Origin of the sequence: Amycolatopsis sp. NPDC059021, from assembly GCF_042739895.1 — a bacterium.
Lineage (GTDB): Bacteria > Actinomycetota > Actinomycetes > Mycobacteriales > Pseudonocardiaceae > Amycolatopsis.
In genome coordinates this window covers 1-26,045 of sequence record NZ_JBHYIQ010000058.1, presented here as the reverse complement: position 1 = coordinate 26,045, position 26,045 = coordinate 1, and the positions used below count along the sequence as shown (strand labels likewise).

Genomic DNA, 26,045 nt, shown 5'->3' with positions numbered 1-26,045 from the left:
GCCGCGTGGGCTGAAGGGGACTTTCCGTGCACGGGATGCGCTGAAAGTCCCCTTCGTCGCGTCTCATGCGACGAAAGTCCCCTTCAGCTCACGGAGGTCCGGGTATGAGCGCGCCCGTGGTGAGCGGGACGACCCGGCGCGTCACGGTGGTGACGCCGCGGGCACGCGTCGACGTCGCCCTGCCGCAGCAGAGCACCTTCGCCGAGCTGGTCCCGCAGCTGGTACGGCTCGCGGGCGCGTCAGGACAGGCGTCGGCCGAACATCCGGGCTGGGTGCTGTCCCGGCTCGGCGGCGCTCCGCTCGCGCTCGGCCTGACCGTCGCCGCCGCCCAGGTCCGCGACGGCGAGGTGCTGCACCTGACCCCGAGGGAGCGGCCACGCGGCCCGTTGCTGTTCGACGACGTCGTGGACTCCATCGCCAGTGTGGCCGAGACACGGGGCGGCTGGGGGCCCGCGGTGGCCCGGCGGTCCGGCATCGTGGCCGCGTTCGTGCTGCTGCTCGCGGGCGGGCTGCTGGTGCAGTCGGCGGCCGCGGGGAGCGTGCTCGCGCCGATCGGGTCCGGCCTGCTCGCCCTGGTGCTGCTGCTCGGTGGCGGCGCGCTGAGCCGGGCCTACGGCGACGCCGAGGCCGGTGCGGCGGGCGCGCTCGCCGGGGTCGGCGTGGCGCTGCTGGCCGGGATGTCGATCCTGCCGCCGCATCCGCTGTTCTCGCTGTCGGCGGGGCCGCTCGCCGCCGGGCTCGCCGCGGTGACGGTGTACGGCGTGCTCGCCGCGGTGTCGGTCGCCGACCGGCTGCCGTGGTTCGTGGCGGTCACCGGCGCGGCCGGGTTCGGTGCGGTGACGACCGGGGTCGTGCTGGCCGGCAACGTCCGCCCGGTCGCCGCCGCGTCCGTCGTCGCGGTGCTCGCGACCGCGCTCGCCTCGGTGGCGCCGATGCTCGCGCTGCGGCTCGGCAGGCTGCCGCTGCCGCGGGTGCCGGACGACATGGATTCCTTCCGTGCCAACGAACAGCCGTCGCTCGGCGCGGACATGGTCGGCCGGACCTCGCGCGCGCAGGCGCTGCTGACCGGGTTGCTGATCGCGCTGGGCCTGGTCGTCCTGGCCGCCTGCACGGTGCTCGCCGGGTCGGGCGGTCCGTGGGAGGCGGGGCTGGCCGGGCTGCTCGGGCTGGCGTGGCTCCTGCGCTCGCGGTCCTACGCCGGACGCGCGCAGCGGTTCGTCCTCGTCGGTTTCGGCGGGCTGACGCTCGTCACGGCGGGGGTGTGGCTCGCCGCGAGCGGCCAGCGGACCGCGGTGTTCGCCGCCGGGTTCGCGGTCGTCGTCGCGGCGATCGTCTGTCTCGTCTACGCGACGCGGGTGGCGCGCGGAGTGCGTTCGCCGTACTGGTCACGGCTGCTCGACGTCACGGAGTTCCTGACGCTGCTCGCCCTCGTCCCCTTCGTCGGCATGATCGCCGGGATCTACGACCTCGTCAGCTGAACCCCCGGCGGCGCCGTTAAGGCCACCTTACGGGCGTCAGACGCCCGTAAGGTGGCCTTAACGGCATTCCGTCCACTGTGGAGAGTCAGCGCTCCAGCGCCAGGGGCAGGGTGCGGCGGACGGCGGAGGCGTGACGTCCGTGCAGCGGGACCGCCGACACCCCGGTCAGCGAAGGCACCGACGCGCCGGGGCGGGTACCGACGCGGATGGTGACGTCGGCGCGTTCCTTGCCGCCAGGAGTCCGTCGCAACGTGTACGACGTCGCGGTGAACGCCGCCTTCGACGCCGAGAAATCCAGCGTCCGCGCCAAATCCCGCTCCGAACGCGGCGAGAAGCAGACCTGCGCCGACTCGCCCCACTTCCACGAGCTCCAGCCGTCCGGCAGCGATGCCTCTTCGCGGGGGCTCTCCTCCGGGATGCCCAACGCGACACGCAGTTCCTTCGCCAGTTCCCCGGCTTCGAGCACCGTGCTGACGTACCCGGCTTCGGCCAGCGCGCCCATCAGTCCCAGCGCCGCGCACGCCGTGCTGCGCAACGCGCCCAGCTCACCGCCGCCGCGCGCCAGCGCCGCGATCGGCGCCTCCTCGGGCCGGTAGCGCACGGTCAGCCAGCGCACCCGGAAAACCTGTCCGCCCGGTTCGCGGGGCACGGCCCAGGTCAGCAACTGCGCGCTGGACAGCGGGATCGCGGGGTCACGGAACCGCTCCCGCAGGATGTCCACGAGCGTGTCCGGCGACGGCTCACCGGGGCCCGGCGTGAGCCGCACGATCGCGCTCCAGCCGTCGTCGATCTCGGCCACGCCGAAGCGGTTCCCGGCCCGGTCGACGTGCTGCCGAACCCGCACCGGCCCGGCCACGAGGTGCAGCGGATCGGGGCTGTCGTGGCGATCGTCGTGCCGCCGCAGCCGGTAGCCGAGCCAGGTGAGCGCCCAGCCCGCGGCGTGCTTGCCCGCGAACCGCGCCGACGTCGAGAGCACCAGCGCCGCCGCGACGGCCGCGACGGTGATCCGCACCGGCTGGGCGACGCCGGGGACGGCGAACGCGACGAGCACCGCGATCCCGGCGATTTCCCAGGCGGCGGCCTGCACCGGGCGGATCGGCAGCAGCCACGGCAGCGGCGCGGTTCCGGCGGCCCCAGGGCGAGAGGGCGGGCGATGCGCTCCCGAAGCCGGGGGCGCGTCGGTGGGTACAGCGGACACGGCGTTCCCTCCCTTACCCCGGACCGGCTAGAGGGACGCTAGCGCTTTCCGTGCACGCGCTTGGGCGTAAAAATTACCCTCGCCGTCCGGACGCGCCCGCTCTTAGCATCGGCGCCTCGGCATGGGGCGGATCGAGGACGACCGGGGGTCTTGGGAAGCGTGTGGACGCAGCGGGACCAGATCCAGGCGTACCAGTTTCTTCGCCGCAGGCTGGTTTCCGCGCTCGTCGCCGCCGACGCCAACCACCCGGTGTCGCCGAGCCGGCGCCTGGTACTCGGCACCATCCTCGGGCTCGCCGCGGCATTGCTGATCACCGCGGTGTACGGCGTGATCGGCCTGCTCAATCCGTCCGGCGGCAAGGACTGGCTCGCGGGCGGGAAGGTGATCGTCGAGGAGGGCACCGGCGCGCGGTACGTCCTCGGGCAGGACGGCGCCCTGCACCCGGTCCTCAACTACGCGTCCGCGCGGCTGCTGGCCGGCGGCAACGGGGACGCCACGGTTTCGGTGCCCTCGAAGAAACTCGGGACCGCCGCGCGGGGCACGCAGATCGGCATCCCGGGCGCCCCCGACTCGCTGCCCGCGCCCGTCGCGCTGGTCACGACGCCGTGGATCAGCTGCAGCCGGACCACCACCGACGCCCCCGCGTCCGCCGAGCCGCTCACCGCCGTCGTGCTCGGCACGTCCGGTTCGGGTGTCGAACTGCCTCGCGACCAGGGGATCATCGTCCGGATCCCGGCGGGCGAGCAGTACCTGATCACCGCGGGACGCCGGTTCAAGCTCAGCCCCGAGGCCGCCACCGCGCTGCAGTTCGACAGCTACCCGACGATCGCGGTCTCGGCGCGGTGGATCGACACCGTCCCCGCCGGACGCGACCTCGGCGCGATCCCGATCGCCGACGCCGGCGCGTCCGGCCCGCGGGTCGGCGGCGCCCCGACGCGTGTCGGGGAAGTCCTCGCCGTCGTCGACACCATGGCCTCGGCGGCGGACGCCACGTCGTACTACCTCGTCCGCCGCGAGGGCCTCGAACCGATCGGCCAGACCCAGGCGAGCCTGGTGGTGACCACCCCGGAGAACGCGCGCGCCTATCCCGGACGTCCGGCCCCCGTCCCGGTGAAGGCCGCCGACGTCGCCGCGGTGCGCAAGGCGGGCGAACCCCGCGCGGGCGGCGCCGACCCCGCGGGCTATCCCGACCGCATTCCGGGAAAGGCGGCGATCAGCGGCACCTCGGTGACCCTGTGCGCGCAGGACGGCCGTGTCCTGGTCTCCGGCGACGTCCCGTTGCCGCGCGGCGCGCGGGCGATCGCCGTGCCCGCCCGTGCCGACGCGCGCGTGGCGGATCAGGTCTACGTACCGCCTTCGGGCGGCGCGGTGGTCATCGAGGCCGGTTCGGGCACGGTCTACGTGGTCACCGACATGGGACAGAAGTATCCGGTGGCGGACGCCAGGGCGCTGGCTTCGCTCGGCTACGGTTCCGTAGCCCGCCAACCGGTCTCCAGTGGTTTGCTGGCACTGATGCCGACGGGCCCCGCGCTGGACCCGGCCGCGGCCGGGCAGGCGGTGCCCTCGGGTGGAACGGGGTGAGCGAGTCGTGCAGATGACGGACGAACGACCGGGCGAAACGACACCGGAGGCGGGGACCACGCGGATCCGGGTCGCGGTGATCGAGGACCATCCGCTGTACCGGCGGTCGGTGGAGCGGGTGCTCGCCGAAGCCGAGGGCATCGAACTGGGCGCCGTGGTGGACTCGGTCGCCCGCTTCCACGTGTACCGGCAGCCACCGGGCAGCGTGGTCCTGCTCGATCTCGGGCTGCCCGGCGTCGCGGGCGCCGCCGCCGTGCTGGAGGTGTGCGAACTCGGGCACCACGTGCTCGTCGTGTCGGCGCAGGCGGAGTCCGAACAGGTGCTGGGCGCGATCGCGGCCGGGGCCAAGGGGTTCCTGTCCAAGGACGTCGACGTCGACGAGCTGCTCATCGCGATCAGGACGGTCGCCGAGGGCGGCGCGTACGTCTCCGCCGTGGTGGCCGGGATGATCATCAAGGACAACACCGACCGCCCGGTGGCGGGCCCCGACACGGAACTCTCCCCGCGCGAGGAGCAGGTCCTGCGGCTCGTCGCGGCGGGCGAGCGGGACATCGACATCGCGATGATCCTCGACATCGGTGTGCGGACCGTCCGCGGTTATCTCGACCGCGTCCGCGACAAGACCGGGTACCGCAGGCGGCCCGATCTGGTGAAGGAGGCGATCCGGCGCGGGCTCGTCGGGCCGTCCGGTACGCCGCGGCGTCCGGGCGGGCGGTGACCGGCGTGCCGTCGGCGGGTGATCGCATCCAGGTCGCGGTGATCGAAGACCATCCCCTCTATCGCGACGCCGTCGCGCGGGTGCTCACCGAAGCGCCCGACATCGAGCTCGGCGCGGTCGCCGACTCGGTGGCGCGGTTCGCGGTGCAGCAGCAGCCGCCGGGCAGTGTCGTCGTGCTCGACCTCAAGCTGCGCGGCGTCGCGGACGCGGCGGCCGTGCTGGAGGTGGGGCACATGGGGCACAAGGTGCTCGTGGTGTCCGCGCACGCGGAACAGCCCGAGGTGCTGGGCGCGATGCAGGCGGGTGCGAAGGGCTTCCTGTCCAAGGACGTCGACGGCGACGAGCTGCTGCGCGCGATCCGCACCATCGCCGAGGACAACGCCTACGTCTCGCCGACGCTCGCCGGGATGATCATCCAGGACAGCGACGACCGGCACGCCGGGCCCAAGATCGTCTTGTCGGAGCGGGAGAAACAGGTGCTGCGGCTGGTCGCGGCGGGGGAGCGGGACGTCGACGTCGCCGAGATCCTCAACATCAGCGTCCGCACCGTCCGGTCCTATTTGGACAGGATCAGGGACAAGACCGGCGAACGGCGGCGCGCCGGTTTCGTCCGCGTCGCCATCCGCGAAGGCCTGCTCCGCTAGCCGCTCCGCCGTGTCGTCCGTTCCGGTACTCGTGTCGTGCGCCGAGGTACGCGTGTCGTCCGGTGCCGGACGTCGAGAATGGACGACACGCGTACTCGGATGGACGACACGCGTACGTGAGTGGACGACACGGGCTCAGAGGCGCCGGTTGGCCAGGGCGCCGGTGGCGGTGCGGGCCTTCGCCGCGACGGCCGGGTCGAGGTCGACGACCACCGTCTCCGGGACGGCGCCGAGCTGGGTGTGGACGCGGCCGAAGCCGTCGGACACCGTCGAGTAGCCGATGCCGGTGGGGGCCTTCGGGTTCACGTCGAGGCCGCTCGCGGCCGGGTCGGCCTGCCCGCAGCCGAGCACCCAGCAGCCCGAGTCCAGCGCGCGGGCCCGCACCAGGACCTCCCACTGGTCCCGTTTGCCCTCGCCCGCGCCCCACGAGGTCGGGACGACGACGATGTCCGCGCCGTCGTCGGCGAGCGCGCGGAACAGCTCGGGAAAACGGATGTCGTAGCAGGTGGCGACGCCGAGCACGGTGCCGTCGACGTCGAAGGTGACCGGTTTGCCGCCGGGCGCGACGGTGTCGGACTCGGCGAAGCCGAACGCGTCGTACAGGTGGATCTTGTGGTAGCCGAGATGATGCCCGCCGCCGGTGACGAGCACCGTGTTGCGGACGCGCCCGTCCTCGGCCGGGGTGAACATCCCGGCGACGACGACCACGTCGTGCTCGGCCGCCAGCTCGGCGACGGCGGTCGCCCACGGCCCGTCGAGCGGTTCGGCGATCGGGCCCAGCGGCCGCCCGAACCGGGCCATCGTCGCTTCCGGGAACACGACGACCTGGGCGTTCTCCGCCTTCGCGGCTTCGACCCCGGTGCGAACGAGTTTCAGGTTCGCCCCCGGATCGTCCCCCGAGCCGATCTGGCACAACCCGATACGCGGCACGGCGCCTCCTCCGTCACAGGGCTCGCGGGTCACCACCGAGTATCCCTGCCCGGCGCCTCGCGGCCACCTCGTACCCTTGAGTCCATGTTGAACCGCACCGACCTGCGCGGGCAGGTCCCGACCGCCGCCGAACTGCGCGCCACACTGCCTCGCGCCGAATACGACGTGGACGCGGCGCTGCATCACGTGCGCCCGGTGGTCGAGGCCGTCCGGGATCGCGGGGTCGAGGCCGTGCTCGAGTACACCGAGCGGTTCGACAAGGTCCGCCCGGCCACCGTGCGGGTCCCGGCCGCCGAGCTGGCCAAGGCCCTCGACGAGCTCGACCCGGCGGTGCGTGCCGCGCTGGAGGAGTCCATCGCCCGCGCCCGCAAGGTGCACGCCGAGCAGCGCCGCCAGGACGTCACGACCACCGTGGTCGAGGGCGGCACGGTCACCGAGCGCTGGGTCCCCGTCGAGCGCGTCGGGCTGTATGCGCCGGGCGGGCTCGCCGTGTATCCCTCGACCGTCGTCATGAACGTCGTCCCGGCGCAGCTCGCGGGCGTCGGCTCGCTCGTGCTGTGCTCGCCGCCGCAGGCCGCGTTCGGCGGGCTGCCGCACCCGACGATCCTCGCCGCCGCGCGGCTGCTCGGCGTCGACGAGGTGTGGGCGGTCGGCGGGGCGCAGGCCGTCGCGCTGCTGGCCTACGGCGGCACCGACACCGACGGCGCCGAGCTGGCGCCGGTCGACATCGTGACCGGCCCCGGCAACATCTACCTCACCGCCGCGAAGCGCCTGCTGCGCGGCCTGATCGGCATCGACGCCGAGGCCGGGCCGACCGAGATCGCCATCCTCGCCGACGAGACCGCCGACCCGGTGCACGTCGCGGCCGACCTGATCAGCCAGGCCGAGCACGACCCCCTCGCGGCGAGCGTGCTCGTCACGACGTCGGAGGAACTGGCCGACGCCGTCGAGAAGGAGCTCGCCGGGCGCGTGGCGGCGACCAAACACACCGAGCGGGTCGCCGAAGCGCTGGGCGGCAAGCAGTCCGGCGTCATCCTGGTGTCCACTGTGGACGACGGGCTGCGCGTGGTCGACGCCTACGCCGCCGAGCACCTGGAGATCCAGACCGCGAACGCGCGCGAGGACGCCGCGCGGGTCCGCAACGCGGGCGCGATCTTCGTCGGCGCGTACGCCCCGGTGTCGCTGGGCGACTACTGCGCCGGGTCGAACCACGTGCTGCCCACCGGCGGGTTCGCCCGGCACTCCTCGGGCCTGTCGGTGCAGAGCTTCCTCAAGGGCATCCACGTCGTCGACTACTCCGAGCAGGCGCTGCGCGAGATCGCGCCACGGGTGGTCGCGCTGGCGAACGCCGAGGACCTGCCCGCGCACGGCGAAGCCGTCACGGCGCGGTTCGGGGGTGACGCGTGAGCATCGGCGAGGAGATCACCCTGGACCAGCTGCCGCTGCGCGAGGATCTGCGCGGCAAGTCGCCGTACGGCGCGCCGCAGCTGGACGTGCCGGTTCGGCTCAACACCAACGAAAACCCGTATCCGCCGCCGCCCGAGCTGGTCGCGGACGTGGCCGAGGCGGTCCGCGCGGAGGCCGCCGAACTGCACCGCTATCCCGACCGCGACGCGGTGGCCCTGCGCCAGGACCTGGCCGACTACTTGAGCGTGTCGACGCGGGTGGTGCTGTCGGAGGGCAACGTCTGGGCCGCCAACGGGTCCAACGAGGTGCTGCAGCAGATCCTGCAGGCGTTCGGTGGCCCGGGGCGCAGCGCGCTGGGTTTCGAACCGTCGTACTCGATGCACCCGATCATCGCGTCCGGCACGCGTACCGAGTGGGTTCCGGCGCCGCGCCGCGCCGACTTCACGCTCGACACGGCCGCGGCGGCCGAAACGATCCGCGAACGGCGTCCGGACCTGGTGTTCGTCACCAGCCCGAACAACCCGACCGGCGGCTCGATCCCGCTGGACGAGCTGCGCGCGGTGCTCGACGCGGCCACCGGGATCGTGGTGGTCGACGAGGCGTACGCGGAGTTCTCGTCGCAGGCCAGCGCGGTGCACCTGCTGGCCGACTACCCGGGCCGGCTCATCGTCTCGCGCACGATGAGCAAGGCGTTCGCCTTCGCCGGCGGGCGGCTCGGTTACCTGGCCGCCGCGCCCGCGGTGGTCGACGCGCTCCAGCTGGTGCGCCTGCCGTATCACCTCTCGCGGCTGACCCAGGCGGCCGCGCGCGCCGCGCTGCGCCACGCCGACGCGACGCTGAGCACCGTCCACAAGCTGGCCGCGGAACGCGATCGGGTCGTGGAAGCCTTGGCGGGCTTGGGTTTCGACCCGGTGCCGAGCGACTCGAACTTCGTCCTCTTCGGACGGTTCGCCGACCCGCACGCGGCGTGGAAGTCCTATTTGGACAAAGGGGTGCTGATCCGCGACCCCGGTATCGAGGGGCACCTGCGCGTGAGCATCGGCACCCCGGAGGAGAACGACGCCTTCCTCGAGGCGAGTAAGGAAGTTTCCCGATGACCCGCATCGGCAAGGTCGAGCGCACCACCAAGGAGTCCTCGATCCTCGTCCAGCTGGACCTCGACGGCACGGGCGAGGTCGAGATCTCGACCGGTGTGCCGTTCTACGACCACATGCTGACCGCGCTGGGCGCGCACAGCAGCATGGATCTCAAGGTCGAGGCCACCGGCGACGTGCACATCGACGCCCACCACACGGTCGAGGACACCGCGATCGTGCTCGGCCAGGCGCTGCGCCAGGCGCTCGGCGACAAGAGCGGCATCCGGCGTTTCGGCGACGCGTGGATCCCGATGGACGAAACCCTCGCGCACGCGGCGGTCGACGTCTCCGGCCGCCCGTACTGCGTGCACGTCGGCGAACCAGAGCAGTTCACCACCTTCACGATCGGCGGCAATTACCCGTTCGTGCTGACCCGCCACGTGTTCGACTCGCTGGCGTTCCACGCGCAGATCGCCCTGCACGTCCGGGTGATCCACGGCCGCGACCCGCACCACATCGCCGAGGCGCAGTACAAGGCCGTCGCCCGCGCGCTGCGTGCCGCGACCGAACCGGACCCGCGCGCCGGCGGCATCCCGTCCACGAAGGGCGTCCTGTGAGCAAGGAGATCGTCGCGGTTCTGCTGCTCGCACTGGGCGGCTTCCTGATCGGCGGGGTCTACTCGACCTGGAAGACCGCGAGGTTCATGGCCGGGGTCCTCGGCGTCGCCGCGCTGCTCGCGATCGGCGGAGCGATCGCCTGGCTGGCAAGCTAGCCGGATGGCACAAGCACCGGTCGTCCTGTGGTTCCGGCGTGACCTGCGGCTGGGTGACCACGCCGCACTGCTGGCGGCGGCGAAGCAGAGCGACCGCGTGCTCGCGCTGTACGTGCTCGACAAGGCGCTCATCGAGCCTTCCGGCGCCCCGCGCATGGCGTTCCTGCTGGGCTGTTTGCGGGCGCTGGACGAGCAACTCGGCGGCAGGCTCAAGGTCGTCGAGGGCGATCCCGCCGTCGAGGTCGTCAAGGCGGCTCACGAGATCGGCGCGAGCGCGGTGCACGTCAGCGCGGACACCGCGCCGTATGGCCGCAGGCGGGACGCCGAAGTCGCGAAAGCCTTGGCGGAGAAGGGAATCGACTGGGTCGAGACCGGCTCGTCCTACGCTGTGACACCGGGCCGGGTGTCCAAACCGGACGGTGACCCGTATCGCGTGTTCACCCCCTTCCGTCGCGCGTGGGGCCGCCACGGGTGGCCGCGTCCCGCGGACACCGGTCCGTCCCTTGTGGACTGGATCGAGCCCGCCGGGTCGGTGTCGCTGCCGAAGACGCCGTCGCTGGGGGAGATGACGCTGCCCGAGCCGGGGGAGGAGGCCGCGCTCCGGCTCTGGGAGGAGTTCCTGACCGACGGCGTCGAGACCTACCACGAGGACCGTGACCGGCCGGATCTGCCGGGCACCACGCGGCTTTCGCCGTACCTGCGCTGGGGCTGCGTCCATCCGCGGACACTGCTGGCGGATCTCGCCGGGGACGAGCGGCGCGGCGTCGACGCGTTACGCGGCGAGCTGTGCTGGCGCGAGTTCCACGCCGACGTCCTGTGGCACCGGCCCGAGACCGCCCGGCGGAACTACGACCGGCGCTTCGACGCGATGCCTTGCGACACCGGGAAAGCGGCGTTCGAACAGTGGTGCGCGGGACGCACCGGCTACCCGATCGTCGACGCCGGGATGCGCCAGCTGCTCGCCGAAGGCTGGATGCACAACCGCGTCCGCATGGTCGTCGCGAGCTTCCTGGTCAAGGACTTGCATCTGCCGTGGCGCTGGGGCGCGCGGCACTTCATGCGCCACCTCGTCGACGGCGATCTCGCCTCGAACCAGCTCAACTGGCAGTGGGTCGCCGGCTGCGGCACCGACGCGGCGCCGTACTTCCGGATCTTCAACCCGATCACGCAGGGGGAGAAGTTCGACCCGTCCGGCGACTACGTCCGCCGGTACGTGCCGGAACTGCGGGACGTACCGGGCAAGGCCGTGCACAAGCTGCGCGACCGCCCCGGGGACTACCCGGAGCCGATGGTGGACCACGCTTTCGAACGCCGGGTGGCGTTGGAACGCTACGGCGCCGTCACCGGCCGCTGAGCCACGTCAGTCCTTTTCGGACTGCAGCAGCGCCTGCGGAGCGGCAGCCGGGAGTGGCGCCGTGGCCGGTTCTTCGGCGAGGCCGAGGGCCCGCAGGATGTCCGCCGGGGACTTCAGCAGTTCGGGCTGGTGGTCGAGCGCGAGCTGCTGGGCAGTGGTCAGCTGGTGCACCATCAGCTCGCCCTCGGCCTTGACGATCAGCAGCGCGCCGACCCGGATCACGGCATTGGTGAACGGCTGGAGCGAACTCAGCACGGGAGCGAGGTTCTGCATCATCGTCGCGGTCACCGTCGCGTCGGTGCTGTGCACCAGCCGCGACTCCAGCGCGTGCACGCCGAACATCCTGGCTTCGGCTCCCAGCGGTGAGGCTGCCGCGCCCCGGAACCTCGCGCGTAATCGCCGGAACCACGATCCGATGACCGGCTCGTCCCGTTCCACGACCTCGCCACCCGCCGAGCGGATGAACGCCTCGACCGCGTCCTGGACCGGGGCGGTGTCCCTGTTTTCGTCCAGGTAGATCGAGACGGGCATGGTGCGGGTGCGCGGCACGTGGTCCGCGTCGCCGATCACCTGGGGCGCCGTGATGACGTCGTTCCCGAAGATCTCGTCATCGGTGTCCACCAGGTAAGAGGGCCTGAGGTGTTCCTCGTCGCCGGAGAGGGGCGCGCCGCCGCTCATGCCCTGCGGCGGTATCGGGTCGTCGTGGTCCACGGATCAAGTCTGCGCCATGGCGCGGCGGCTTGTCACCGGCCGCTCGCGCCGACCAGTTCGCGTCCGCCGTCCCCGCGGTCGTCGGCGTCGTCGAGCTGCTTCGTGAGCTTCTCGCCCTCGACGTCGACGTTCGGCAGGATCCGGTTCAGCCACTTCGGCAGCCACCACGCGCCGCGCCCGAGCAGCGACATCACCGCGGGCACGATCGTCATCCGCACCACGAACGCGTCCACCAGTACCCCGAAGGCCAGCGCGAACCCGATCGACTGGATCAGCGAGGACTCCGCGAGCACGAACCCGGCGAACACGCTGATCATGATCAGCGCCGCGGCGACCACCACGCGCGAGCCGTGCCGGAACCCGGTGACCATCGCCTCCTGGGGATCCGCGCCGTGCACGTGTTCCTCCCGCATCCGCGTCACCAGGAACACCTGGTAGTCCATCGCGAGTCCGAAAAGGACACCGATGAGCAGGATCGGCAGCATGCTCATGATCGGCCCTGTCGTCTTCACCCCGAGCAGATCGGCGAGCCAGCCCCACTGGAACACCGCGACGACGGCGCCGAACGTCGCGACCACCGAGCCGAGGAAGCCCAGCGTCGCCTTGAGCGGCACGACGACCGAGCGGAACACCAGCATCAGCAGGATGAACGCGAGCCCGACGATCAGCGCGAGATAGGGCAGCATCGCGTCGGCCAGCTTCGCCGAGACGTCGATGTTCGCGGCCGTCTGCCCGGTCACCATGAGGTTCGCGCCGGTGCGGTCGTGCAGCGCCGCGCCCCGGTCGCGGATCGCGGAGACCAGGTCCTCGGTCTGGGGGCTGCCGGGGCCGCTCTTCGGGATCACCGTCAGCAGCGTGATGCCGGTGACGGGGTTCGTGCGGGGCGGGGTGGTGGCGGCGACGTCGGGCAGCTTGAGGTCCGCGACGGCCTGGTCGACCGCCTGCCCCGGATCGCGGCTGGCGCTGGTGTCCACCACGACCAGCAGCGGCCCGTTGGCGCCCTCGCCGAAGCTGCGGCTCACCAGGTCGTACGCCTTGCGCTGGGTGGAATCCGGCGCGGCGGTGCTGTCGTCGGGCAGGCCGAGCTGCATCGACGCCGCGGGCAGCGCGACCACGGCCAGCCCCGCGAGGGCGAGGATCAGGACCGGGACGCGATACCGGGCGACGAACCGGGCCCACCGCTCGCCGTGGGTCTGCGCGGACGGCGCGCGGCGCAGCCGGATCCGGCCGCCCTGCACGCGGCGTCCGGCGAAGCCGAGCACGGCGGGCAGCAGCGTCAGCGCGATGAGGACCGCGATCGCCACGGTGATCGCCGCCGCGATGCCCATCTCGCCGAGGAACGGGATGCCGACCACGGTCAGCCCGGCCAGCGCGATGATCACCGTCAGCCCGGCGAACACCACCGCGGACCCGGCCGTGCCGGCGGCGCGCCCGGCGGCTTCCTCCGGTTCTCTGCCCTCGTTCAGTTCGTGCCGGTAGCGCGACACGATGAACAGCGCGTAGTCGATGCCGACGGCGAGCCCGATCATCAGCGCGAGCACCGGGGTGTTGGAGTTCAGTTCGAGGAAACCCGAGGCGAGCATGATGCCCGCCATGCCGATCCCGACGCCGACGAGCGCGGTCAGCAGCGGGATCCCGGCCGCGACCAGCGAGCCGAAGGTGATGATCAGGACGACGGCGGCGATCGCGACCCCGATGCCTTCGGTCGCGTCGGTCGCGGGGATGCCCTGCACGGCGTCGCCGCCGAACTCGACCTGGAACCCGGCCTGCCGGGCGGGCCCGGCCGAGTCGAGCAGCGCCTGGCGTTCGGCGTCGGTCAGTTCGAAGCCCTTGACCGCGTAGCTGACCTGCACCAGGGCGACGTCGTGGTGCTGCGGGGCGATCGACCCCATCTGATACGGGTCGGCGACCGCCGCGACCTTCGGCGCGGCCTTGAGCTTCGCGACGACGGCTTCGACGGCGGCCTTGCCCGCGTCGTCGACGACGGTGTGGCCCTCCGGCGCGGCGATGACCACGCGCGCGGTGCCGCCGCCCGCCGCGGCCTGCGGGAACCGCTCGGCCAGCTGATCGGCCGCGCGCTGCGATTCGGTGCCGGGGATGGTCACCGAGTTCGACAGGCTGCCGGACAGCGTCAGGGCGCCGATCCCGAGCGCGACCAGCACCACGGCCCAGACGGCGGAGACGAGGACACGTCGCCGGAACGACAGCCTGCCGAGCCGGTAGAGGAAGGTCGCCACGGGCCGAACTCCATTCCAGTCGCGCTTGTCATCCGAGGTGGCTGTCACCCGAAGTGGTTACCTTCGAAGCTAGCCGAACGGCTAGGACGCGACAAGCCGATCGGCAAGTGTGTGACTAGCCGCACGGCTAGTGCACGGTTTGCCGATCGGCAAGTGCTGGAATAAGGTCGGCCGGTTCGACGAGGAGGCGAAGATGACCGCAGGCCCGGCCGGGGACACCCGGGCGCGACTTCTGCAGACGGCGCTGAAGCTGTTCACCGAACACGGTGTCGAGGGCACGTCGCTGCAGATGATCGCGGACGCGCTCGGCGTCACGAAGGCCGCGGTGTACTACCACTTCAAGGCGAAGGACGAGATCACCGAGGCGGTCGCGGAGCCCGCGCTGAAGGAGTTCAACCGCATCGTCACCGAGGCGGCGCGGCTCCGGCGCCGCGGCGCGCAGATCGACTACCTGCTCGAAGGGTTCGTCGACCTCGTGGTCCGGCACCGCGCGCTCGTCGCGTTGTTCTCCAGCGACCCCGGCATCGCCCGCGCCGTCGAAAAGTCCTTTTTCGACGGGGGTGGCGCCAAGGACGCCCTGCTGGACATCTTCGCCGGTCCGGAACCGGACCTCGCCGCCCACGTCACCGCGGTGGTCACCCTGGCCGGGATAGCCATGGCGGGCGGCGCCCCCGATCTGGCCGGCGTCGACGACGAAACGCTGCGCGCGGCCCTGCTCGACGTCGGCCGCCGCCTGCACCGCCGCCCCCGCCGCTGACCCCCGGACGCCGTGTCGTCCATCCAGGTACGCGTGTCGTCCAACCAGAAACGCGTGTCGTCCGTCCGGGTACACGAGCCGCGTTCCGAACCGGCGAACTCGCGTACGCGAATGGACGACACGCGTACTTAGGTGGACGACACGACCTAGGGGTCAGTTGCCGCCGAAGCCGGGGAAGCCGTTGCCGAACGGGTTCTGCTGCTGCGGCGAGATCGTGGTCTGCTTCGTGTCGGTCGCGCTGCCGAGCGTGACGTTCATGGTCTGTTCGGAGCCGTCGGCGTGCTTGACGGTGATCGGGACCTGCTGGCCCGGCGTGTGCTTGAGCACCTCGGCCTGAAGATCGGCGTACGAGTTGAGCGGGGTGTTGTCGAGCTTCGTGACGGTGTCACCCTGCTTGATGCCCGCGGCCGCGGCGGCACCGCCCTGCTGGACGTCGGCGATCGGCGCGCCGCTCACCGACTGGCGCTGCGAGCCGAGGGTGCCGGTCACGCCGAGCACCGGCTTGGTGGCCTTGCCGGTCTGCATCAGCTCGTTCGCGATGCGCTTGGCGGTGTCGATCGGGATCGAGAAGCCGAGCCCGAAGGACTGCAGGCCGCCCTGGGACTTCTGCCCGGTGTCCACGGCCGAGTTCACGCCGACGACCTGGCCGTCCATGTTCACCAGCGGGCCGCCCGAGTTGCCGGGGTTGATCGGCGCGTCGGTCTGCAGTCCGTTGTAGACGATCACCTGCCCGCCGTTCTCGTCGCTCGCGGTCACCGTGCGGGACAGCGCGCTGACGATCCCGGACGTCACGGTGTTGGACAGCTGCTCGGGGCTGCCGATGGCGGCGACCGGCTGGCCGACCTTCAGCGTGCTCGACTGGCCCAGCGTCGCCGGGGTGAGCCCGCTCGCGCCGTCCAGCTTGATCACCGCGAGGTCGTAGGAGGGCGCGGTGCCCTTCACCTTCGCCGGCAGCTTCTTGCCGTCCGGGGTGCTGACCTGGATCTGGCCGCCGGAGCCCGCGCCGGACACGACGTGGTTGTTGGTCAGCACGTAGCCGTCCTGGGTCAGGATGATCCCGGTGCCGGTCGCGGTGCCCTGTCCCGTCGCGACCTTGATGTCCACTGTGGACTTCATGGCGACTTCCGCGGCGTACTCGACCGAACCCGGCTTCGAGCTGACGTTCGCCGCCGACGGGCCCTGCGAGGTGAGCAACGGCGGGGTGGGGTCGGAGAACAGCGCGTTGCCGCCCAGCGCGACGCCGCCGCCGATCAGCCCGGCGATGACCGCCGTCGCGACGATCGGCATCGACACCCTGCGCTTCGCCTTCGGCTGCGTGGGGGCAGGCGCGCCGAGCGGCACGGTGTACGGCGAGGGACCCATGCCCTGCTCGTGCGGCGGCTGGGCCGGTGGCACGGTCTGCTGCCACCACGCGTGCCCCTGCGGGGCTTGCCCCTGCGGGGTCTGCTGCGGGGTCTGCTGCCCCTGCGGGGCTTGCCCCTGCGGGGTCTGCTGCTCCTGCTGCGGGGCAGGCGGCGTCTGCGGTGTCTCCGGCGACGGCTGCTCGTGCGGCTGCTGCGGCTGGGAGTGCTCGCCCTGGGGTGGCGTGTTTTCGGCCATGGTCCCAAGATCGGGGCCGAACCTGAGAATTCCCGCAGAACGGGCTGAGAAGCGGCGGTGGAGTTCCTGAGGAATCGTTCTCAGGTGGATTCCACCGGTTGGAGGAATCCGGACGGGACGGCGGCGGTCAGCCAGACGCCGTTCGCGCTCACCTGGAACTCGTGGCCCGCGGCGGCCATGGCCCGCGCGTCGATCCGCAGCAGCACCGGGGCGCCCCGCCGCGCGCCGACCTTCAGCGCGGTCTCGATCGTGGCCGACAGGTGCACCGCGTGCCGGTTCATCGGGCGCAGGCCCTCGGCGAGGATCGCGGGGAGGAACCGGGCGACGGTGCCGTGGTAGAGCACGTCGGGTGGTTCGGCGACGGGCAGCGCCAGCTCGACCGCGACGCTGTGGCCCTGGCTGGCCCGGATCCGCGTGCCGGTTTCGTCGAAGGCGAAGCGGCGCTTGTCGTTGGTACGGACGACCTCGTCGAGTTCGGCCCGGCTCAGCCGGAAACCGTGCGCGGCCAGCGCGGCGAGCAGGGTGTCCACCGCCACCCAGCCACCGGGGTCCAGTGCGATGTCGATGCGGCCGGGTTCGTGCCGGAGATGACGCGCGAGCCGTTTGGAGACTCGGATCTTGCGTTGTTCGTTCATGCTTGCCCTAGTGACGCACGCGCACCCCGCATCCGGCAACCGGATTCAGATGCCGCCCTCGGTGGCGGGACGCAGTTTGCTGGAGCCGGGGCCGAACCGGGCGAGCTGGTCGTCGGCGTTGTAGAGCCCGCAGCTGCGCAGCGAAAGGCACCCGCAGCCGACACAGCCGGTGAGCCGGTCCCGCAGCCGTTGCAGCGCGTCGATCCGCGCGTCGAGCTCGTGCTGCCATTCCCGGGAAAGCCGCGCCCAGTCCGCCTTGGTCGGCGCGTGATCGGTGGGCAGCGTGGCCAGCGCCGCGCTGATGTCCTCCAGGCTCAGCCCGACCCGTTGCGCGGCACGGATGAACGCGATCCGCCGCAGTACCGAACGCAGGTAGCGGCGCTGGTTGCCCGCGGACCGTTCGGAACTGATCAGCCCCTTCTCCTCGTAGAACCGCAATGCGGTGTGCGGAACGCCGCTGCGTTCGGCCACCTGCCCGATGCTCAGATGTTCGGCTAACCTCGTCACGAGGTCAGGTTATCCTTGACTTCGAGTTTAGTCGAGGTTGCATCGTGGCCGGCATGACCACCGCGACATCGCCGGGATACGCCGATCTGCCGAGGCTGATCGCGCTGATGACCGGAGACGACAAACACCACGCCGCCGCCGAGTCCACAGTGGACGTACTGTGGGTGCTCTACGACCGCGTCCTCGACATCACCCCGGAGAACTTCCGCGAGCCGGGCCGGGACCGGTTCCTGCTGTCCAAGGGACACGGGCCGATGGCGTACTACGCCGTGCTCACCGCGAAGGGCTTCCTCGACGAGGACGAACTCGCCGACTGGTCCTCGGCCCGTTCCCGGCTGGGGCACCACCCCGACCGCCGCCGCGCGCCGGGGGTGGAAATCTCCAGCGGATCGCTCGGGCACGGGCTCCCCATCGCCGTCGGCACCGTGCTCGGCCTGCGGATCCGCCGGTTCGGCCAGGCGAAGGTGGTGACGCTGGTGGGGGACGCCGAACTCGACGAGGGCTCCAACCACGAGGCCATCGCGCTGGCCGGGCGGCTCGGGCTCGAGCAGCTGACCACCGTCGTCGTCGACAACTCCTCGGCCACCCACGGCTGGCCGGGCGGTATCGGGCGGCGCTTCGAGGTCGAAGGCTGGGAGACCCGCACGGTTTCCGGCCGGGACCACGACGCGTTGTACGAGGCCTTCACCGCCCCGCATCCGGGCCGGCCGCTCGCCGTGGTCGCGACCGTCGAACAGAAAACGACCGGAGAACCGAAAGGCTGACCGATGCCCACCATGCGCGACACCTTCGTGACCACCACGGAGGACATCCTCGAAACCGATCCGGACGTCGCGGTCGTACTCGCCGACATCACCGCCGCCCAGCTGGGCTCGGCGGCGCGGCGTCACCCCGGCCGGGTGCTGAACGTCGGCATCCGGGAGCAATTGCTGGTCAGCGCGGGCGCGGGGCTCGCGCTCGCGGGTGTCCGGCCGATCGTGCACACGTTCTCGCCGTTCCTGGTGGAACGTGCCTTCGAACAGATCAAGCTCGATCTCGGGCACCAGGACGTCGGCGCCGTGCTCGTGTCCTATGGCGGCTCCTACGACATGTCCACCGAGGGGCGCACGCACCAAGCGCCCGGCGACGTCGCCCTGATCGACTCGCTGCCCGGGTGGACCGTGCACGTACCGGGGCATCCCGACGAGGCCCGGCGGCTGCTGCTGGAATCCGTGCCGGGCGACTGCCGGGTGTACGTCCGGCTTTCCGCGCAGGAGAACGCCGAACCCCATCTCGGCGTGGGATTCCAGACGCTGCGCCGGGGGACGCGCGGGGTCGTCCTCGCGGTCGGCCCGATGCTCGACCGCGTCCTCGCGGCCACCGAAGGCCTCGACCTCACGGTGCTCTACGCGTCCACCGTGCGCCCCTTCGACGCGGAGGGACTGCGCGAGGCCGTGAAAGCCACCGGCGTCGCCGACGTCGTCCTCGTCGAGCCGTACCTCGCCGGGACGTCCACGCATCAGGTCGCCGAGGCGCTTTCCTCGACACCGCACCGGGTCCTGGCGCTGGGCGTGCTGCGGGACACGGAGGTCCGGATCTACGGCGAGGTGGCCGACCACGATCTCGCGCACGGTCTCGACGCGGGCTCGATCGCCTTGTCCGTCAAGGAATTCCTGGCGCGGTAGCGGATCCGGTGAAACTCGGCTGCGCCGGCGCCGCCGTTCTGCCACCGTTCGTGCCGTGCCTCCGTGCGAACCCATCCTCCGGCGCGCGAGGAGATCCGACGCCCGCGCCGCGGCCGACGTCTGGCTCCGTTCATTCGCCGCCGCCCTGCCGACGGTCCGCCGTCCCCATTCCGACGACGAGGTCCGGGCCTACTTCCGCGACGTGGTCGTCCCGCTGCGGGAGACCTGGGTCGCGGTCGTGGACGGACGCGTGATCGGACTGCTGGTGCTCGACGAAAACCTGCTCAGCCAGCTGTACCTGGAACCAGGGTGGCGAGGCCGCGGGATCGGCGACCGGTTCGTCGCGCTGGCGAAGGAACGCCGCCCCTCCGGGCTCCAGCTGTGGACGTTCCAGGTCAACGGCCCGGCCCGGCGGTTCTACGAACGGCACGGCTTCCTCGCCGCCGAGCGGACCGACGGCAGCGGCAACGAGGAACACGAGCCGGACATCCGGTACGTCTGGCGGCCGGAGACCTGAGGCTCCCGGTACTCAGCGCAGCAACGAGCGGGGTGTCGGCGCGAGAACGAGGCGCTGGAACGGCCGCGAAAGCCGCGCATTCAGTTGTGGGTCAACCTCCTTTCCCCAAGCGGGTAACGACTTCAACGCCGTATCGAACTCGGCGACGTCGGCCTCGCTCCCGAACCGGGTGAACCACACGAACACCGTCTCGCCTTCCCGTACGGGCAGCCGGGGGAAGGTGTTTTTCGCGGGCTCGGTTTCGAAACAGGCCAGTGGCGGTGCGCCCGCTTCGGCCAGTACCGGGCTCACCGTGCTGGCGAAGAACCCGGCGAACCCCGGCCCCGCGGGATGGCAGATCGTGACCATCAGCCGCGACGACGGGACAGTGTCCGCACCCACCGGCGGCCGTGGCCCGGCGGGCGCGGGGAAGCCGGGACCCGCCGGGCGCAGCAGCAGGACGTCCGACGAGTCGGTCATCGTGGCGTTCGCGGCCTCGCGATGGCGCGCCCACACCGGGCCGGTGTAGAACGCCTCCAGCGCGGCCCGCCGGGACTCCATATCGCGGAAACCCCTGAGCCACGCGAACTTCCCGGGCTCGGCCGGTTCGGTGAACTGACCGAACAGCCGCGCGCCCACGGCCTCCTGCGGCTCGACGAATTCGCGTTCGAAGAGCGCGACGAGGTCGTCCCGGCGGCCGGGCACGGTGGTGTACCGGCGCAGCTCCAGGACTGTTTGGAAGGCGAGGAAATCGTCCATGCCCGTGACGCTAGCGGCGGGCACCGACAATTCCGGGTCAGCGGAAGGCGGCGATCCCGGTCACGGCCTGCCCGAGCGAAAGCGCGTGCATCTCCTCGGTGCCCTCGTAGGTGAGCACGGTCTCGAGGTTCGCCATATGCCGCATCACCGGGTACTCCAGGGAAATCCCGTTCGCGCCCAGCATCGACCGCGCGGTGCGGGCGACTTCCAGCGCGGAGCGGACGTTGGCCATTTTCCCGAAACTGACGTGGTTGTGGTGCAAGGTCCCGGCGTCCTTGAGACGGCCGATCTGCGCCGCCACGAGTCCCGCCCGGTTGACCTCGACGAGCAGGTCGGCCAGTTTCCGTTGCGTCAGCTGGAATCCCGCCAGTGGCTTGCCGAACTGTTCGCGAGAGAGCGTGTACTCCAACGCAGCCTCGTAGCACGCGCGCGCCGCGCCGACGACGCCGTAGAGGATGCCGTAGCGAGCTTCGTTGAGGCACGACAGCGGCCCGCGCAGCCCCCGGACCTCCGGGAACGCCGCGGAATCCGGCAGCCGCACGCCGTCGAGCACGAGTTCGGCGGTCAGCGACGCTCGCAGCGAAAGCTTGTGTTTGACCTCGTTCGCGGTGAAGCCCGGCGTGTCCGTCGGGACGACGAAGCCGCGGATCCCTTCGTCGGTCTGCGCCCAGACGACCGCGACGTCGGCCACCGTGCCGTTGGTGATCCACATCTTCGTGCCGGTGAGCACCCAGTCCGAGCCGTCGCGCACCGCGCGGGTGCGCATGCTGCCCGGATCGCTCCCGGCGTCCGGCTCGGTGAGCCCGAAACAGCCGAGCGCCTCGCCCGACGCCATCCGCGGCAGCCAGGCGGCACGGTGGTCCTCGCTGCCCCAGTGATGGATCGCGTACATCGCGAGCGATCCCTGCACCGAGACGAAGCTGCGCAGCCCGGAGTCGACGGCTTCCAGTTCCCGGCAGGCGATGCCGTAGGCGACGGCGCTGGTGCCCGCGCAGCCGTAACCCTCCAGGTGCATGCCGAGCAGGCCGAGTTCGCCGAAGCCCTTCGCCAGCTCGGCGGCGGGCAGCGCGCCCGTTTCGTACCAGTCCGCGACTTCGCCGAGCAGGTGATCACGGGCGTAGGCGCGGACCGCGTCCCGGATGGCGCGCTCTTCCCCGGTGAGTCCCGCGTCGAGGTCGAGGAAGTCGTGCGGGTCCGGACTGGTGGCCATCGGTGCTCCTGGGATGCGCGGGGGTGCGATCCTCGCAGGAAACCACAGTCAGCCCGCAGGCCCCCGCGTGGCGTTCGTCACTCGTCGTCCTCGAAAGCCGGCGCCGCCGCGCGCGTCCATCTCCGCCCTGGTCTGCTGTGGCGGGATCAGCAGCTCGGTGAACTGCGGGAACGGGACGCTCTCGATGTCGTCGCGCCAGGCCTGGAACAGCTGGGCCAGCAAGTCGGTTTCGGACATCGCCTCTCCCGGCGGTTCAGGGGCGCAGGGTCCAGGCGCCACACGAATGGGTGAGTACCCGCTTCGCGCGGCCTTCAAACGCCGCCCGCGAACATCCTTTTTCGCCCGTCGTGGACTCCCCGTCTACGCTGGGCCCGTGCCTTCTGTCGTGATTCTGGACTACGGTTCCGGCAACCTCCGCTCCGCCGAACGCGCCGTGCGGCGCGCGGGCGCCGACGTCGAGGTCACCGCGGACCCGCATGCCGCGATCGAGGCCGACGGCCTGGTGGTGCCGGGGGTCGGCGCCTTCTCCGCGTGCATGAAGGGCCTGCTGGAGGTGGCCGGGCACCGGATCATCGGCAAGCGCCTCGCCGGCGGCCGTCCCGTGCTGGGCATCTGCGTCGGCATGCAGATCCTGTTCAGCCGCGGCGTGGAGCACGGCGAGGAGGCCGAGGGCACCGGCGAATGGCCGGGCACGGTCGAGCGGCTGCACGCGGACGTCCTGCCGCACATGGGATGGAACACCGTCCGCGCGCCGGCGGACTCGCAGCTGTTCGCCGGGCTCGGCCCGGACGAGCGGTTCTACTTCGTCCACTCCTACGGCGTGCGCGTGTGGGAGCTGGAGTCCGGGCTGGCCGGGCAGCAGCCGAAGGTCACCTGGTCGCACCACGGCGAGGACTTCGTGGCCGCGGTCGAGAACGGGCCGCTGTGGGCCACCCAGTTCCACCCGGAGAAGTCCGGCGACGCCGGGGCCCACCTGCTGCGGAACTGGCTCGGGACGCTGTAGCCGAGTACCGGCCCCGGGGCGCGTGCGGCACACCACGGCTTTAGAGTGACCGCGTGACTTTCACGCTGCTTCCCGCTGTTGATGTGGCCGATGGCCAGGCCGTGCGACTCGTCCAGGGCGAGGCCGGTACCGAGACCTCCTACGGCAGCCCGCTGGAGGCGGCGCTGGCCTGGCAGCGCGACGGCGCCGAGTGGATCCATCTGGTCGACCTCGACGCCGCGTTCGGCAAGGGCAGCAACCGTGAGCTGCTCGCGGAGGTCGTCGGCAGGCTCGACGTCCAGGTCGAGCTGTCCGGCGGGATCCGCGACGACGACTCGATCAAGGCCGCGCTGGCCACCGGCGCGCGGCGCGTCAACCTCGGGACCGCGGCCCTGGAGGATCCCGACTGGACCACACGGGTCATCGGCGAGTACGGCGACCGGGTCGCGATCGGGCTCGATGTGCGGATCACCGAGGCCGGGCACCGGCTTTCGGCGCGCGGCTGGACGTCGGACGGCGGGGACCTGTGGGAGGTGCTCGACCGGCTCGACCGCGACGGCGCTTCGCGCTACGTCGTCACCGACGTCAGCAAGGACGGCACGCTGCGCGGGCCGAACATCGAGCTGCTGCGCGAGGTGACCGCGCGCACCGACGCACCGGTGATCGCGTCCGGCGGAGTGTCCAGTGTGGACGATCTGCGGGCGCTCGCCGCGCTGGCGCGCGACGGCGTCGAGGGCTCGATCGTGGGCAAGGCGCTCTACGCGGGCGCGTTCACGCTGCCCGAGGCGCTGGCCGCCGTCGCCGAGCTCTGACCCTCGTTCAGGCGTCCGGTTCGTCGAGTGCGATCGCGATGCCGACCGTCCGGCTCGTCCCGCCGCGCAGGCGGCTGAAGAACATCGTCACCCGCGCGATGAGCCCGTACTTGCGGGCGATCGCCGCGCGGGTGCGGTCGCTGTCCTCGTCGCCGAGCAACCGCGCACGGCCCGTCACGACCGCGCCGTGGGTCCGCGACCCGCGGACGTCACAGGCCTGCACGGTGACGCGGCCGTCACGGCGGATGCGCTTGACCTTGCCCGTCTCGCGCGCGGACCACAGCACGAGTTCGCCGTCGAGCCCGGCTGCCCAGACCGGAGTCGGCACGGCGTCCCCGTTACGGCGGAAGGTAGTGACGACCACGTAGTTCTCCGCGGCGAGGCGGGCGAGCTCCGATCCCATGTGGACACCGTAGCCGTCGCGGGGGAGTACCTCTTGTGGCCTGCGCGATCGTGCGTGATACTGGCCGTCTGCTGTCAGTTTCGTTCAGTTTGCGTGGTTGGTTCGCGCGCGGAACGGTGGGCCGCGCGCCGGCGTGAGGTCTCGGCATGGGCGATGCGGTTCGGTTCGCGCGGAGCGCGCTGTGGCGCGCCAAGGTCGCGAGGAGGGGTGCGCTCGTCGCGGTCCTCACCACCGTCGGCGCCCTGGTGAGCCCGGTGACGGCGTTCGCGGAGCAGGCGCCGGTCACGGTCCCCGCGATCCGGCAGTGGACGACCGGGACGGGAAGCTACACCTTCGCCCCGGGCGCGCGGGTGGTCGCCGTGCCGTCGCTGGCCGGTGTGGCGGCGACGTTCGCGGCCGATCTTCGTTCCCTCACCGGGATTCCCGTCGAAGCCGTGACCGGCGGCGAGGCGCGGCCCGGTGATCTGGAACTACGCCTTGGCGACATCTCGGCGCCGCCCGAGGGGTACCGGCTGACCGTCGGCCGGGCCGTGCTCGTCGAGGCTGCCTCCGGGGACGGCGTGTTCGCCGGGACCAGGACGGTATTGCAGTGGCTGCGTCAGCGTCACACCCTGCCCGCGGGCACGGCGGCGGACTGGCCGGAATACCCCGAGCGCGGGCTGATGGTCGACGCGGGCCGCCGTTTTCTCTCGCTGCCGTGGCTGCGGGCGCGGATCCGCGCGATGGCGTACTTCAAACTGAACTACCTGCATTTCCATCTGTCCGATGTGGAGGGTTTCCGGCTGGAAAGCACGTCACATCCGGAGATCGTCTCGCCACAGCACTACACGAAGGCCGAAATCACCGACCTGATCGCCTATGCCGCGCGGTATCACGTGCAGGTGGTGCCGGAGATCGACATGCCGGGCCACATGACACCGATCCTCGCCGCGCACCCCGGCCTCCGGCTGTCCACACCGGACGGGAAGACGCGGGACGGGTTCATCGACCTCGGCCGGCCCGCGTCCTACGACCTGATGCGGGAACTGCTCACCGAGTACCTGCCGCTGTTTCCCAGCCGCTACTGGCACATCGGCGCCGACGAGTACGTCACCGACTACGACGCCTACCCTCAGCTGGCCGAATACGCGCGGGCACACTACGGCCCGGACGCCACGGGCAAGGACGCCTACCACGGCTTCGTCAACTGGGCCGACGATCTCGTGCGTGCCGCCGGGAAGACCACGCGCATGTGGAACGACGGGCTCGAACCGGGCGGGGCGACGGTCACCGTCCACCCGGACATCGTGGTCGAGCACTGGTCCGCGAGCGGCGCTTTCGGGCTCCCGTGGACGGGCCCCGCGTTCACCGCGCGACAGCTCGCGGAGGCCGGACATCGCGTGGCGAACGCCGCGTTCACCCCGACCTACTTCACCACGGGCGGAGCCGGGTCGCTGTTCAACGCCGATCCGGCGGCGATGTACGACCGGTGGAACCCGGGCAAGTTCGTCGACGGCACCACGCTTTCCGGGCCCGCGAACCTGGGTTCGAAGGTGCACCTGTGGTGCGACGATCCGAAGGCCTACACCGAGGATCAGCTCGGCGAGATCCTGCACGACCGGCTCGCCGTGCTCGCCCAGCAGACCTGGGGCTCGGCGAAACCCGCCGCGCTCTACGTGGTGTTCCTGCCGCGGATCGCCGCCGTCGGCACCGCACCGGAATGATTTCTTCACGACGAAGGTGGGCCCCGTCGTCGTGTCACCAGCCATACACGGCGCCGATCTCCACGGTCTGCTGACCATTGTGGACGTTCTCGGCCCGGCCCGCTAGCGGGTGGCCTGGCGACCGTCGTGAACACCGGGCCGATCACGCGACCGGGCAACGCCTGATCCGTGCGTGAGCACGTCCCGAACGCCGCGGAAGCGCCGGTGAACCTGGATCCGGTCGTATGTCTCGAATGCCGTGGCATGCGAGCCTGTCGTCGTGTCCTTTGTGGATTGTGGCGTCGTGAAGGGGGCCTTCGGGGCGCTGAGCGTCGTGAATTTACCCATAACGGGCTTCGGCAAGGTGTGGGTAAAGTTAAACGTGGGGTGTGTTTTGCTCGAATGGCTCGTCGAGAACGCTGGATATTCACGC

Annotated in this window: 27 protein-coding genes; 16 read left to right on the top strand and 11 right to left on the bottom strand. The window is 71.5% G+C overall.

Annotated features, from left to right (window positions below; all coding sequences use genetic code 11):
• The first annotated feature begins 104 nt into the window (after window positions 1-104).
• Window positions 105-1,478: a type VII secretion integral membrane protein EccD gene (gene eccD, locus ACFWX1_RS29470; protein WP_378392780.1), complete on the top strand. Its 1,374-nt coding sequence runs from the start codon at window positions 105-107 to the stop codon at window positions 1,476-1,478.
• 85 nt (window positions 1,479-1,563) lie between these two features.
• Here eccD and ACFWX1_RS29465 read toward each other — a convergent pair whose 3' ends face one another.
• On the bottom strand, window positions 1,564-2,676 hold the full coding sequence (locus ACFWX1_RS29465; RefSeq protein WP_378392778.1) for a type VII secretion protein EccE: 1,113 nt from the start codon (window positions 2,674-2,676) through the stop codon (window positions 1,564-1,566).
• Window positions 2,677-2,835: 159 nt separating this feature from the next.
• Between ACFWX1_RS29465 and eccB the strand changes: the two genes are divergently transcribed.
• Genes eccB through ACFWX1_RS29450 form a run of 3 tightly spaced genes read left to right on the top strand, consistent with a single transcriptional unit; the run spans window position 2,836 to window position 5,619 of the window.
• On the top strand, window positions 2,836-4,257 hold the full coding sequence (eccB, locus tag ACFWX1_RS29460) for a type VII secretion protein EccB (protein ID WP_378392835.1): 1,422 nt from the start codon (window positions 2,836-2,838) through the stop codon (window positions 4,255-4,257).
• 13 nt (window positions 4,258-4,270) lie between these two features.
• On the top strand, window positions 4,271-4,975 hold the full coding sequence (locus ACFWX1_RS29455; RefSeq protein ID WP_378392776.1) for a response regulator: 705 nt from the start codon (window positions 4,271-4,273) through the stop codon (window positions 4,973-4,975).
• A complete protein-coding gene (locus tag ACFWX1_RS29450; RefSeq protein WP_378392774.1) occupies window positions 4,972-5,619 on the top strand; it encodes a response regulator in 648 nt (215 codons plus the stop codon). Before ACFWX1_RS29455 ends, ACFWX1_RS29450 begins: the two co-directional genes overlap by 4 nt.
• A gap of 135 nt (window positions 5,620-5,754) precedes the next feature.
• Here ACFWX1_RS29450 and ACFWX1_RS29445 read toward each other — a convergent pair whose 3' ends face one another.
• Complete coding sequence (locus ACFWX1_RS29445; protein ID WP_378392772.1) at window positions 5,755-6,549, bottom strand: carbon-nitrogen hydrolase family protein; 795 nt, start codon at window positions 6,547-6,549, stop codon at window positions 5,755-5,757.
• Window positions 6,550-6,633: 84 nt separating this feature from the next.
• Here ACFWX1_RS29445 and hisD point away from each other — a divergent pair, with 84 nt between their 5' ends.
• From hisD to ACFWX1_RS29420, 5 genes are read left to right on the top strand one after another with little or no spacing between them, the layout of a single operon-like run.
• Window positions 6,634-7,956 (top strand): histidinol dehydrogenase, encoded by a 1,323-nt coding sequence (gene hisD / locus ACFWX1_RS29440; RefSeq protein ID WP_378392771.1) that lies wholly within the window; start codon window positions 6,634-6,636, stop codon window positions 7,954-7,956.
• On the top strand, window positions 7,953-9,053 hold the full coding sequence (locus ACFWX1_RS29435; RefSeq protein WP_378392769.1) for a histidinol-phosphate transaminase: 1,101 nt from the start codon (window positions 7,953-7,955) through the stop codon (window positions 9,051-9,053). Before hisD ends, ACFWX1_RS29435 begins: the two co-directional genes overlap by 4 nt.
• Window positions 9,050-9,649 carry an imidazoleglycerol-phosphate dehydratase HisB gene (hisB, locus tag ACFWX1_RS29430; protein WP_378339675.1) on the top strand — a complete coding sequence of 200 codons (600 nt, stop codon included), beginning with the start codon at window positions 9,050-9,052 and terminating at the stop codon, window positions 9,647-9,649. The genes ACFWX1_RS29435 and hisB overlap by 4 nt, the downstream gene beginning before the upstream one ends.
• A complete protein-coding gene (locus ACFWX1_RS29425) occupies window positions 9,646-9,804 on the top strand; it encodes a hypothetical protein (protein WP_378392767.1) in 159 nt (52 codons plus the stop codon). The genes hisB and ACFWX1_RS29425 overlap by 4 nt, the downstream gene beginning before the upstream one ends.
• 4 nt (window positions 9,805-9,808) lie before the next feature.
• A complete protein-coding gene (locus tag ACFWX1_RS29420) occupies window positions 9,809-11,158 on the top strand; it encodes a cryptochrome/photolyase family protein (RefSeq protein ID WP_378392765.1) in 1,350 nt (449 codons plus the stop codon).
• Window positions 11,159-11,164: 6 nt separating this feature from the next.
• Here the strand turns inward: ACFWX1_RS29420 and ACFWX1_RS29415 are convergent, their stop codons facing one another.
• Window positions 11,165-11,869, bottom strand: a complete 705-nt coding sequence (locus ACFWX1_RS29415) for a hypothetical protein (protein ID WP_378392763.1) — start codon at window positions 11,867-11,869, stop codon at window positions 11,165-11,167.
• A gap of 32 nt (window positions 11,870-11,901) precedes the next feature.
• Window positions 11,902-14,106, bottom strand: a complete 2,205-nt coding sequence (locus tag ACFWX1_RS29410; protein WP_378392761.1) for an MMPL family transporter — start codon at window positions 14,104-14,106, stop codon at window positions 11,902-11,904.
• Window positions 14,107-14,299: 193 nt separating this feature from the next.
• Here ACFWX1_RS29410 and ACFWX1_RS29405 point away from each other — a divergent pair, with 193 nt between their 5' ends.
• A complete protein-coding gene (locus ACFWX1_RS29405) occupies window positions 14,300-14,863 on the top strand; it encodes a TetR/AcrR family transcriptional regulator (protein WP_378392759.1) in 564 nt (187 codons plus the stop codon).
• Between the two features lie 153 nt (window positions 14,864-15,016).
• Here the strand turns inward: ACFWX1_RS29405 and ACFWX1_RS29400 are convergent, their stop codons facing one another.
• The 3 genes from ACFWX1_RS29400 to soxR all read right to left on the bottom strand — a co-directional run bounded on the left by ACFWX1_RS29400 (window position 15,017) and on the right by soxR (window position 17,604).
• Window positions 15,017-16,462 carry a S1C family serine protease gene (locus ACFWX1_RS29400; RefSeq protein ID WP_378392757.1) on the bottom strand — a complete coding sequence of 482 codons (1,446 nt, stop codon included), beginning with the start codon at window positions 16,460-16,462 and terminating at the stop codon, window positions 15,017-15,019.
• An 80-nt stretch (window positions 16,463-16,542) separates the two neighbouring features.
• Complete coding sequence (locus tag ACFWX1_RS29395) at window positions 16,543-17,097, bottom strand: RNA 2'-phosphotransferase (protein WP_378392755.1); 555 nt, start codon at window positions 17,095-17,097, stop codon at window positions 16,543-16,545.
• Window positions 17,098-17,142: 45 nt separating this feature from the next.
• Window positions 17,143-17,604, bottom strand: coding sequence for a redox-sensitive transcriptional activator SoxR (gene soxR, locus ACFWX1_RS29390; protein WP_378392753.1), 462 nt, complete (start codon window positions 17,602-17,604; stop codon window positions 17,143-17,145).
• A 53-nt stretch (window positions 17,605-17,657) separates the two neighbouring features.
• Between soxR and ACFWX1_RS29385 the strand changes: the two genes are divergently transcribed.
• Genes ACFWX1_RS29385 through ACFWX1_RS29375 form a run of 3 tightly spaced genes read left to right on the top strand, consistent with a single transcriptional unit; the run spans window position 17,658 to window position 19,785 of the window.
• Window positions 17,658-18,368 (top strand): transketolase, encoded by a 711-nt coding sequence (locus ACFWX1_RS29385; protein WP_378392751.1) that lies wholly within the window; start codon window positions 17,658-17,660, stop codon window positions 18,366-18,368.
• A gap of 3 nt (window positions 18,369-18,371) precedes the next feature.
• A complete protein-coding gene (locus ACFWX1_RS29380) occupies window positions 18,372-19,268 on the top strand; it encodes a transketolase family protein (RefSeq protein WP_378392749.1) in 897 nt (298 codons plus the stop codon).
• Window positions 19,269-19,323: 55 nt separating this feature from the next.
• Window positions 19,324-19,785: a GNAT family N-acetyltransferase gene (locus ACFWX1_RS29375; protein ID WP_378392747.1), complete on the top strand. Its 462-nt coding sequence runs from the start codon at window positions 19,324-19,326 to the stop codon at window positions 19,783-19,785.
• A gap of 12 nt (window positions 19,786-19,797) precedes the next feature.
• On the opposite strand, the gene ACFWX1_RS29370 is transcribed toward ACFWX1_RS29375, so the two are convergent.
• Genes ACFWX1_RS29370 through ACFWX1_RS29360 form a run of 3 tightly spaced genes read right to left on the bottom strand, consistent with a single transcriptional unit; the run spans window position 19,798 to window position 21,970 of the window.
• Window positions 19,798-20,523, bottom strand: a complete 726-nt coding sequence (locus tag ACFWX1_RS29370; protein WP_378392745.1) for an NIPSNAP family protein — start codon at window positions 20,521-20,523, stop codon at window positions 19,798-19,800.
• A 37-nt stretch (window positions 20,524-20,560) separates the two neighbouring features.
• Window positions 20,561-21,733, bottom strand: a complete 1,173-nt coding sequence (locus ACFWX1_RS29365; protein ID WP_378392743.1) for an acyl-CoA dehydrogenase family protein — start codon at window positions 21,731-21,733, stop codon at window positions 20,561-20,563.
• A gap of 48 nt (window positions 21,734-21,781) precedes the next feature.
• Complete coding sequence (locus ACFWX1_RS29360; RefSeq protein ID WP_378392741.1) at window positions 21,782-21,970, bottom strand: hypothetical protein; 189 nt, start codon at window positions 21,968-21,970, stop codon at window positions 21,782-21,784.
• Between the two features lie 136 nt (window positions 21,971-22,106).
• On the opposite strand from ACFWX1_RS29360, the gene hisH reads away from it, so the two are divergent.
• Both hisH and priA read left to right on the top strand, forming a co-directional pair.
• Window positions 22,107-22,736 carry an imidazole glycerol phosphate synthase subunit HisH gene (gene hisH / locus ACFWX1_RS29355; RefSeq protein ID WP_378392739.1) on the top strand — a complete coding sequence of 210 codons (630 nt, stop codon included), beginning with the start codon at window positions 22,107-22,109 and terminating at the stop codon, window positions 22,734-22,736.
• A gap of 53 nt (window positions 22,737-22,789) precedes the next feature.
• On the top strand, window positions 22,790-23,527 hold the full coding sequence (priA, locus tag ACFWX1_RS29350; RefSeq protein ID WP_378392737.1) for a bifunctional 1-(5-phosphoribosyl)-5-((5-phosphoribosylamino)methylideneamino)imidazole-4-carboxamide isomerase/phosphoribosylanthranilate isomerase PriA: 738 nt from the start codon (window positions 22,790-22,792) through the stop codon (window positions 23,525-23,527).
• Between the two features lie 7 nt (window positions 23,528-23,534).
• On the opposite strand, the gene ACFWX1_RS29345 is transcribed toward priA, so the two are convergent.
• Window positions 23,535-23,930, bottom strand: a complete 396-nt coding sequence (locus tag ACFWX1_RS29345; RefSeq protein WP_378392735.1) for a PPOX class F420-dependent oxidoreductase — start codon at window positions 23,928-23,930, stop codon at window positions 23,535-23,537.
• 146 nt (window positions 23,931-24,076) lie between these two features.
• Between ACFWX1_RS29345 and ACFWX1_RS29340 the strand changes: the two genes are divergently transcribed.
• Window positions 24,077-25,633 carry a family 20 glycosylhydrolase gene (locus tag ACFWX1_RS29340; RefSeq protein WP_378392733.1) on the top strand — a complete coding sequence of 519 codons (1,557 nt, stop codon included), beginning with the start codon at window positions 24,077-24,079 and terminating at the stop codon, window positions 25,631-25,633.
• Window positions 25,634-26,045 lie beyond the last annotated feature (412 nt).

Excerpts from the sequence above, each read along its gene's own strand:
- eccD (WP_378392780.1), top strand. The coding sequence starts at position 105 with ATGAGCGCGCCCGTGGTGAGCGGGACGACCCGGCGCGTCACGGTGGTG.
- ACFWX1_RS29455 (WP_378392776.1), top strand. The coding sequence starts at position 4,271 with ATGACGGACGAACGACCGGGCGAAACGACACCGGAGGCGGGGACCACG.
- hisD (WP_378392771.1), top strand. The coding sequence starts at position 6,634 with ATGTTGAACCGCACCGACCTGCGCGGGCAGGTCCCGACCGCCGCCGAA.
- hisB (WP_378339675.1), top strand. The coding sequence starts at position 9,050 with ATGACCCGCATCGGCAAGGTCGAGCGCACCACCAAGGAGTCCTCGATC.
- ACFWX1_RS29420 (WP_378392765.1), top strand. The coding sequence starts at position 9,809 with ATGGCACAAGCACCGGTCGTCCTGTGGTTCCGGCGTGACCTGCGGCTG.
- ACFWX1_RS29405 (WP_378392759.1), top strand. The coding sequence starts at position 14,300 with ATGACCGCAGGCCCGGCCGGGGACACCCGGGCGCGACTTCTGCAGACG.
- ACFWX1_RS29400 (WP_378392757.1), bottom strand. The coding sequence starts at position 16,462 with ATGGCCGAAAACACGCCACCCCAGGGCGAGCACTCCCAGCCGCAGCAG.
- ACFWX1_RS29395 (WP_378392755.1), bottom strand. The coding sequence starts at position 17,097 with ATGAACGAACAACGCAAGATCCGAGTCTCCAAACGGCTCGCGCGTCAT.
- ACFWX1_RS29385 (WP_378392751.1), top strand. The coding sequence starts at position 17,658 with ATGACCACCGCGACATCGCCGGGATACGCCGATCTGCCGAGGCTGATC.
- ACFWX1_RS29380 (WP_378392749.1), top strand. The coding sequence starts at position 18,372 with ATGCCCACCATGCGCGACACCTTCGTGACCACCACGGAGGACATCCTC.
- ACFWX1_RS29370 (WP_378392745.1), bottom strand. The coding sequence starts at position 20,523 with ATGGACGATTTCCTCGCCTTCCAAACAGTCCTGGAGCTGCGCCGGTAC.
- ACFWX1_RS29365 (WP_378392743.1), bottom strand. The coding sequence starts at position 21,733 with ATGGCCACCAGTCCGGACCCGCACGACTTCCTCGACCTCGACGCGGGA.
- ACFWX1_RS29360 (WP_378392741.1), bottom strand. The coding sequence starts at position 21,970 with ATGTCCGAAACCGACTTGCTGGCCCAGCTGTTCCAGGCCTGGCGCGAC.
- ACFWX1_RS29345 (WP_378392735.1), bottom strand. The coding sequence starts at position 23,930 with ATGGGATCGGAGCTCGCCCGCCTCGCCGCGGAGAACTACGTGGTCGTC.
- ACFWX1_RS29340 (WP_378392733.1), top strand. The coding sequence starts at position 24,077 with ATGGGCGATGCGGTTCGGTTCGCGCGGAGCGCGCTGTGGCGCGCCAAG.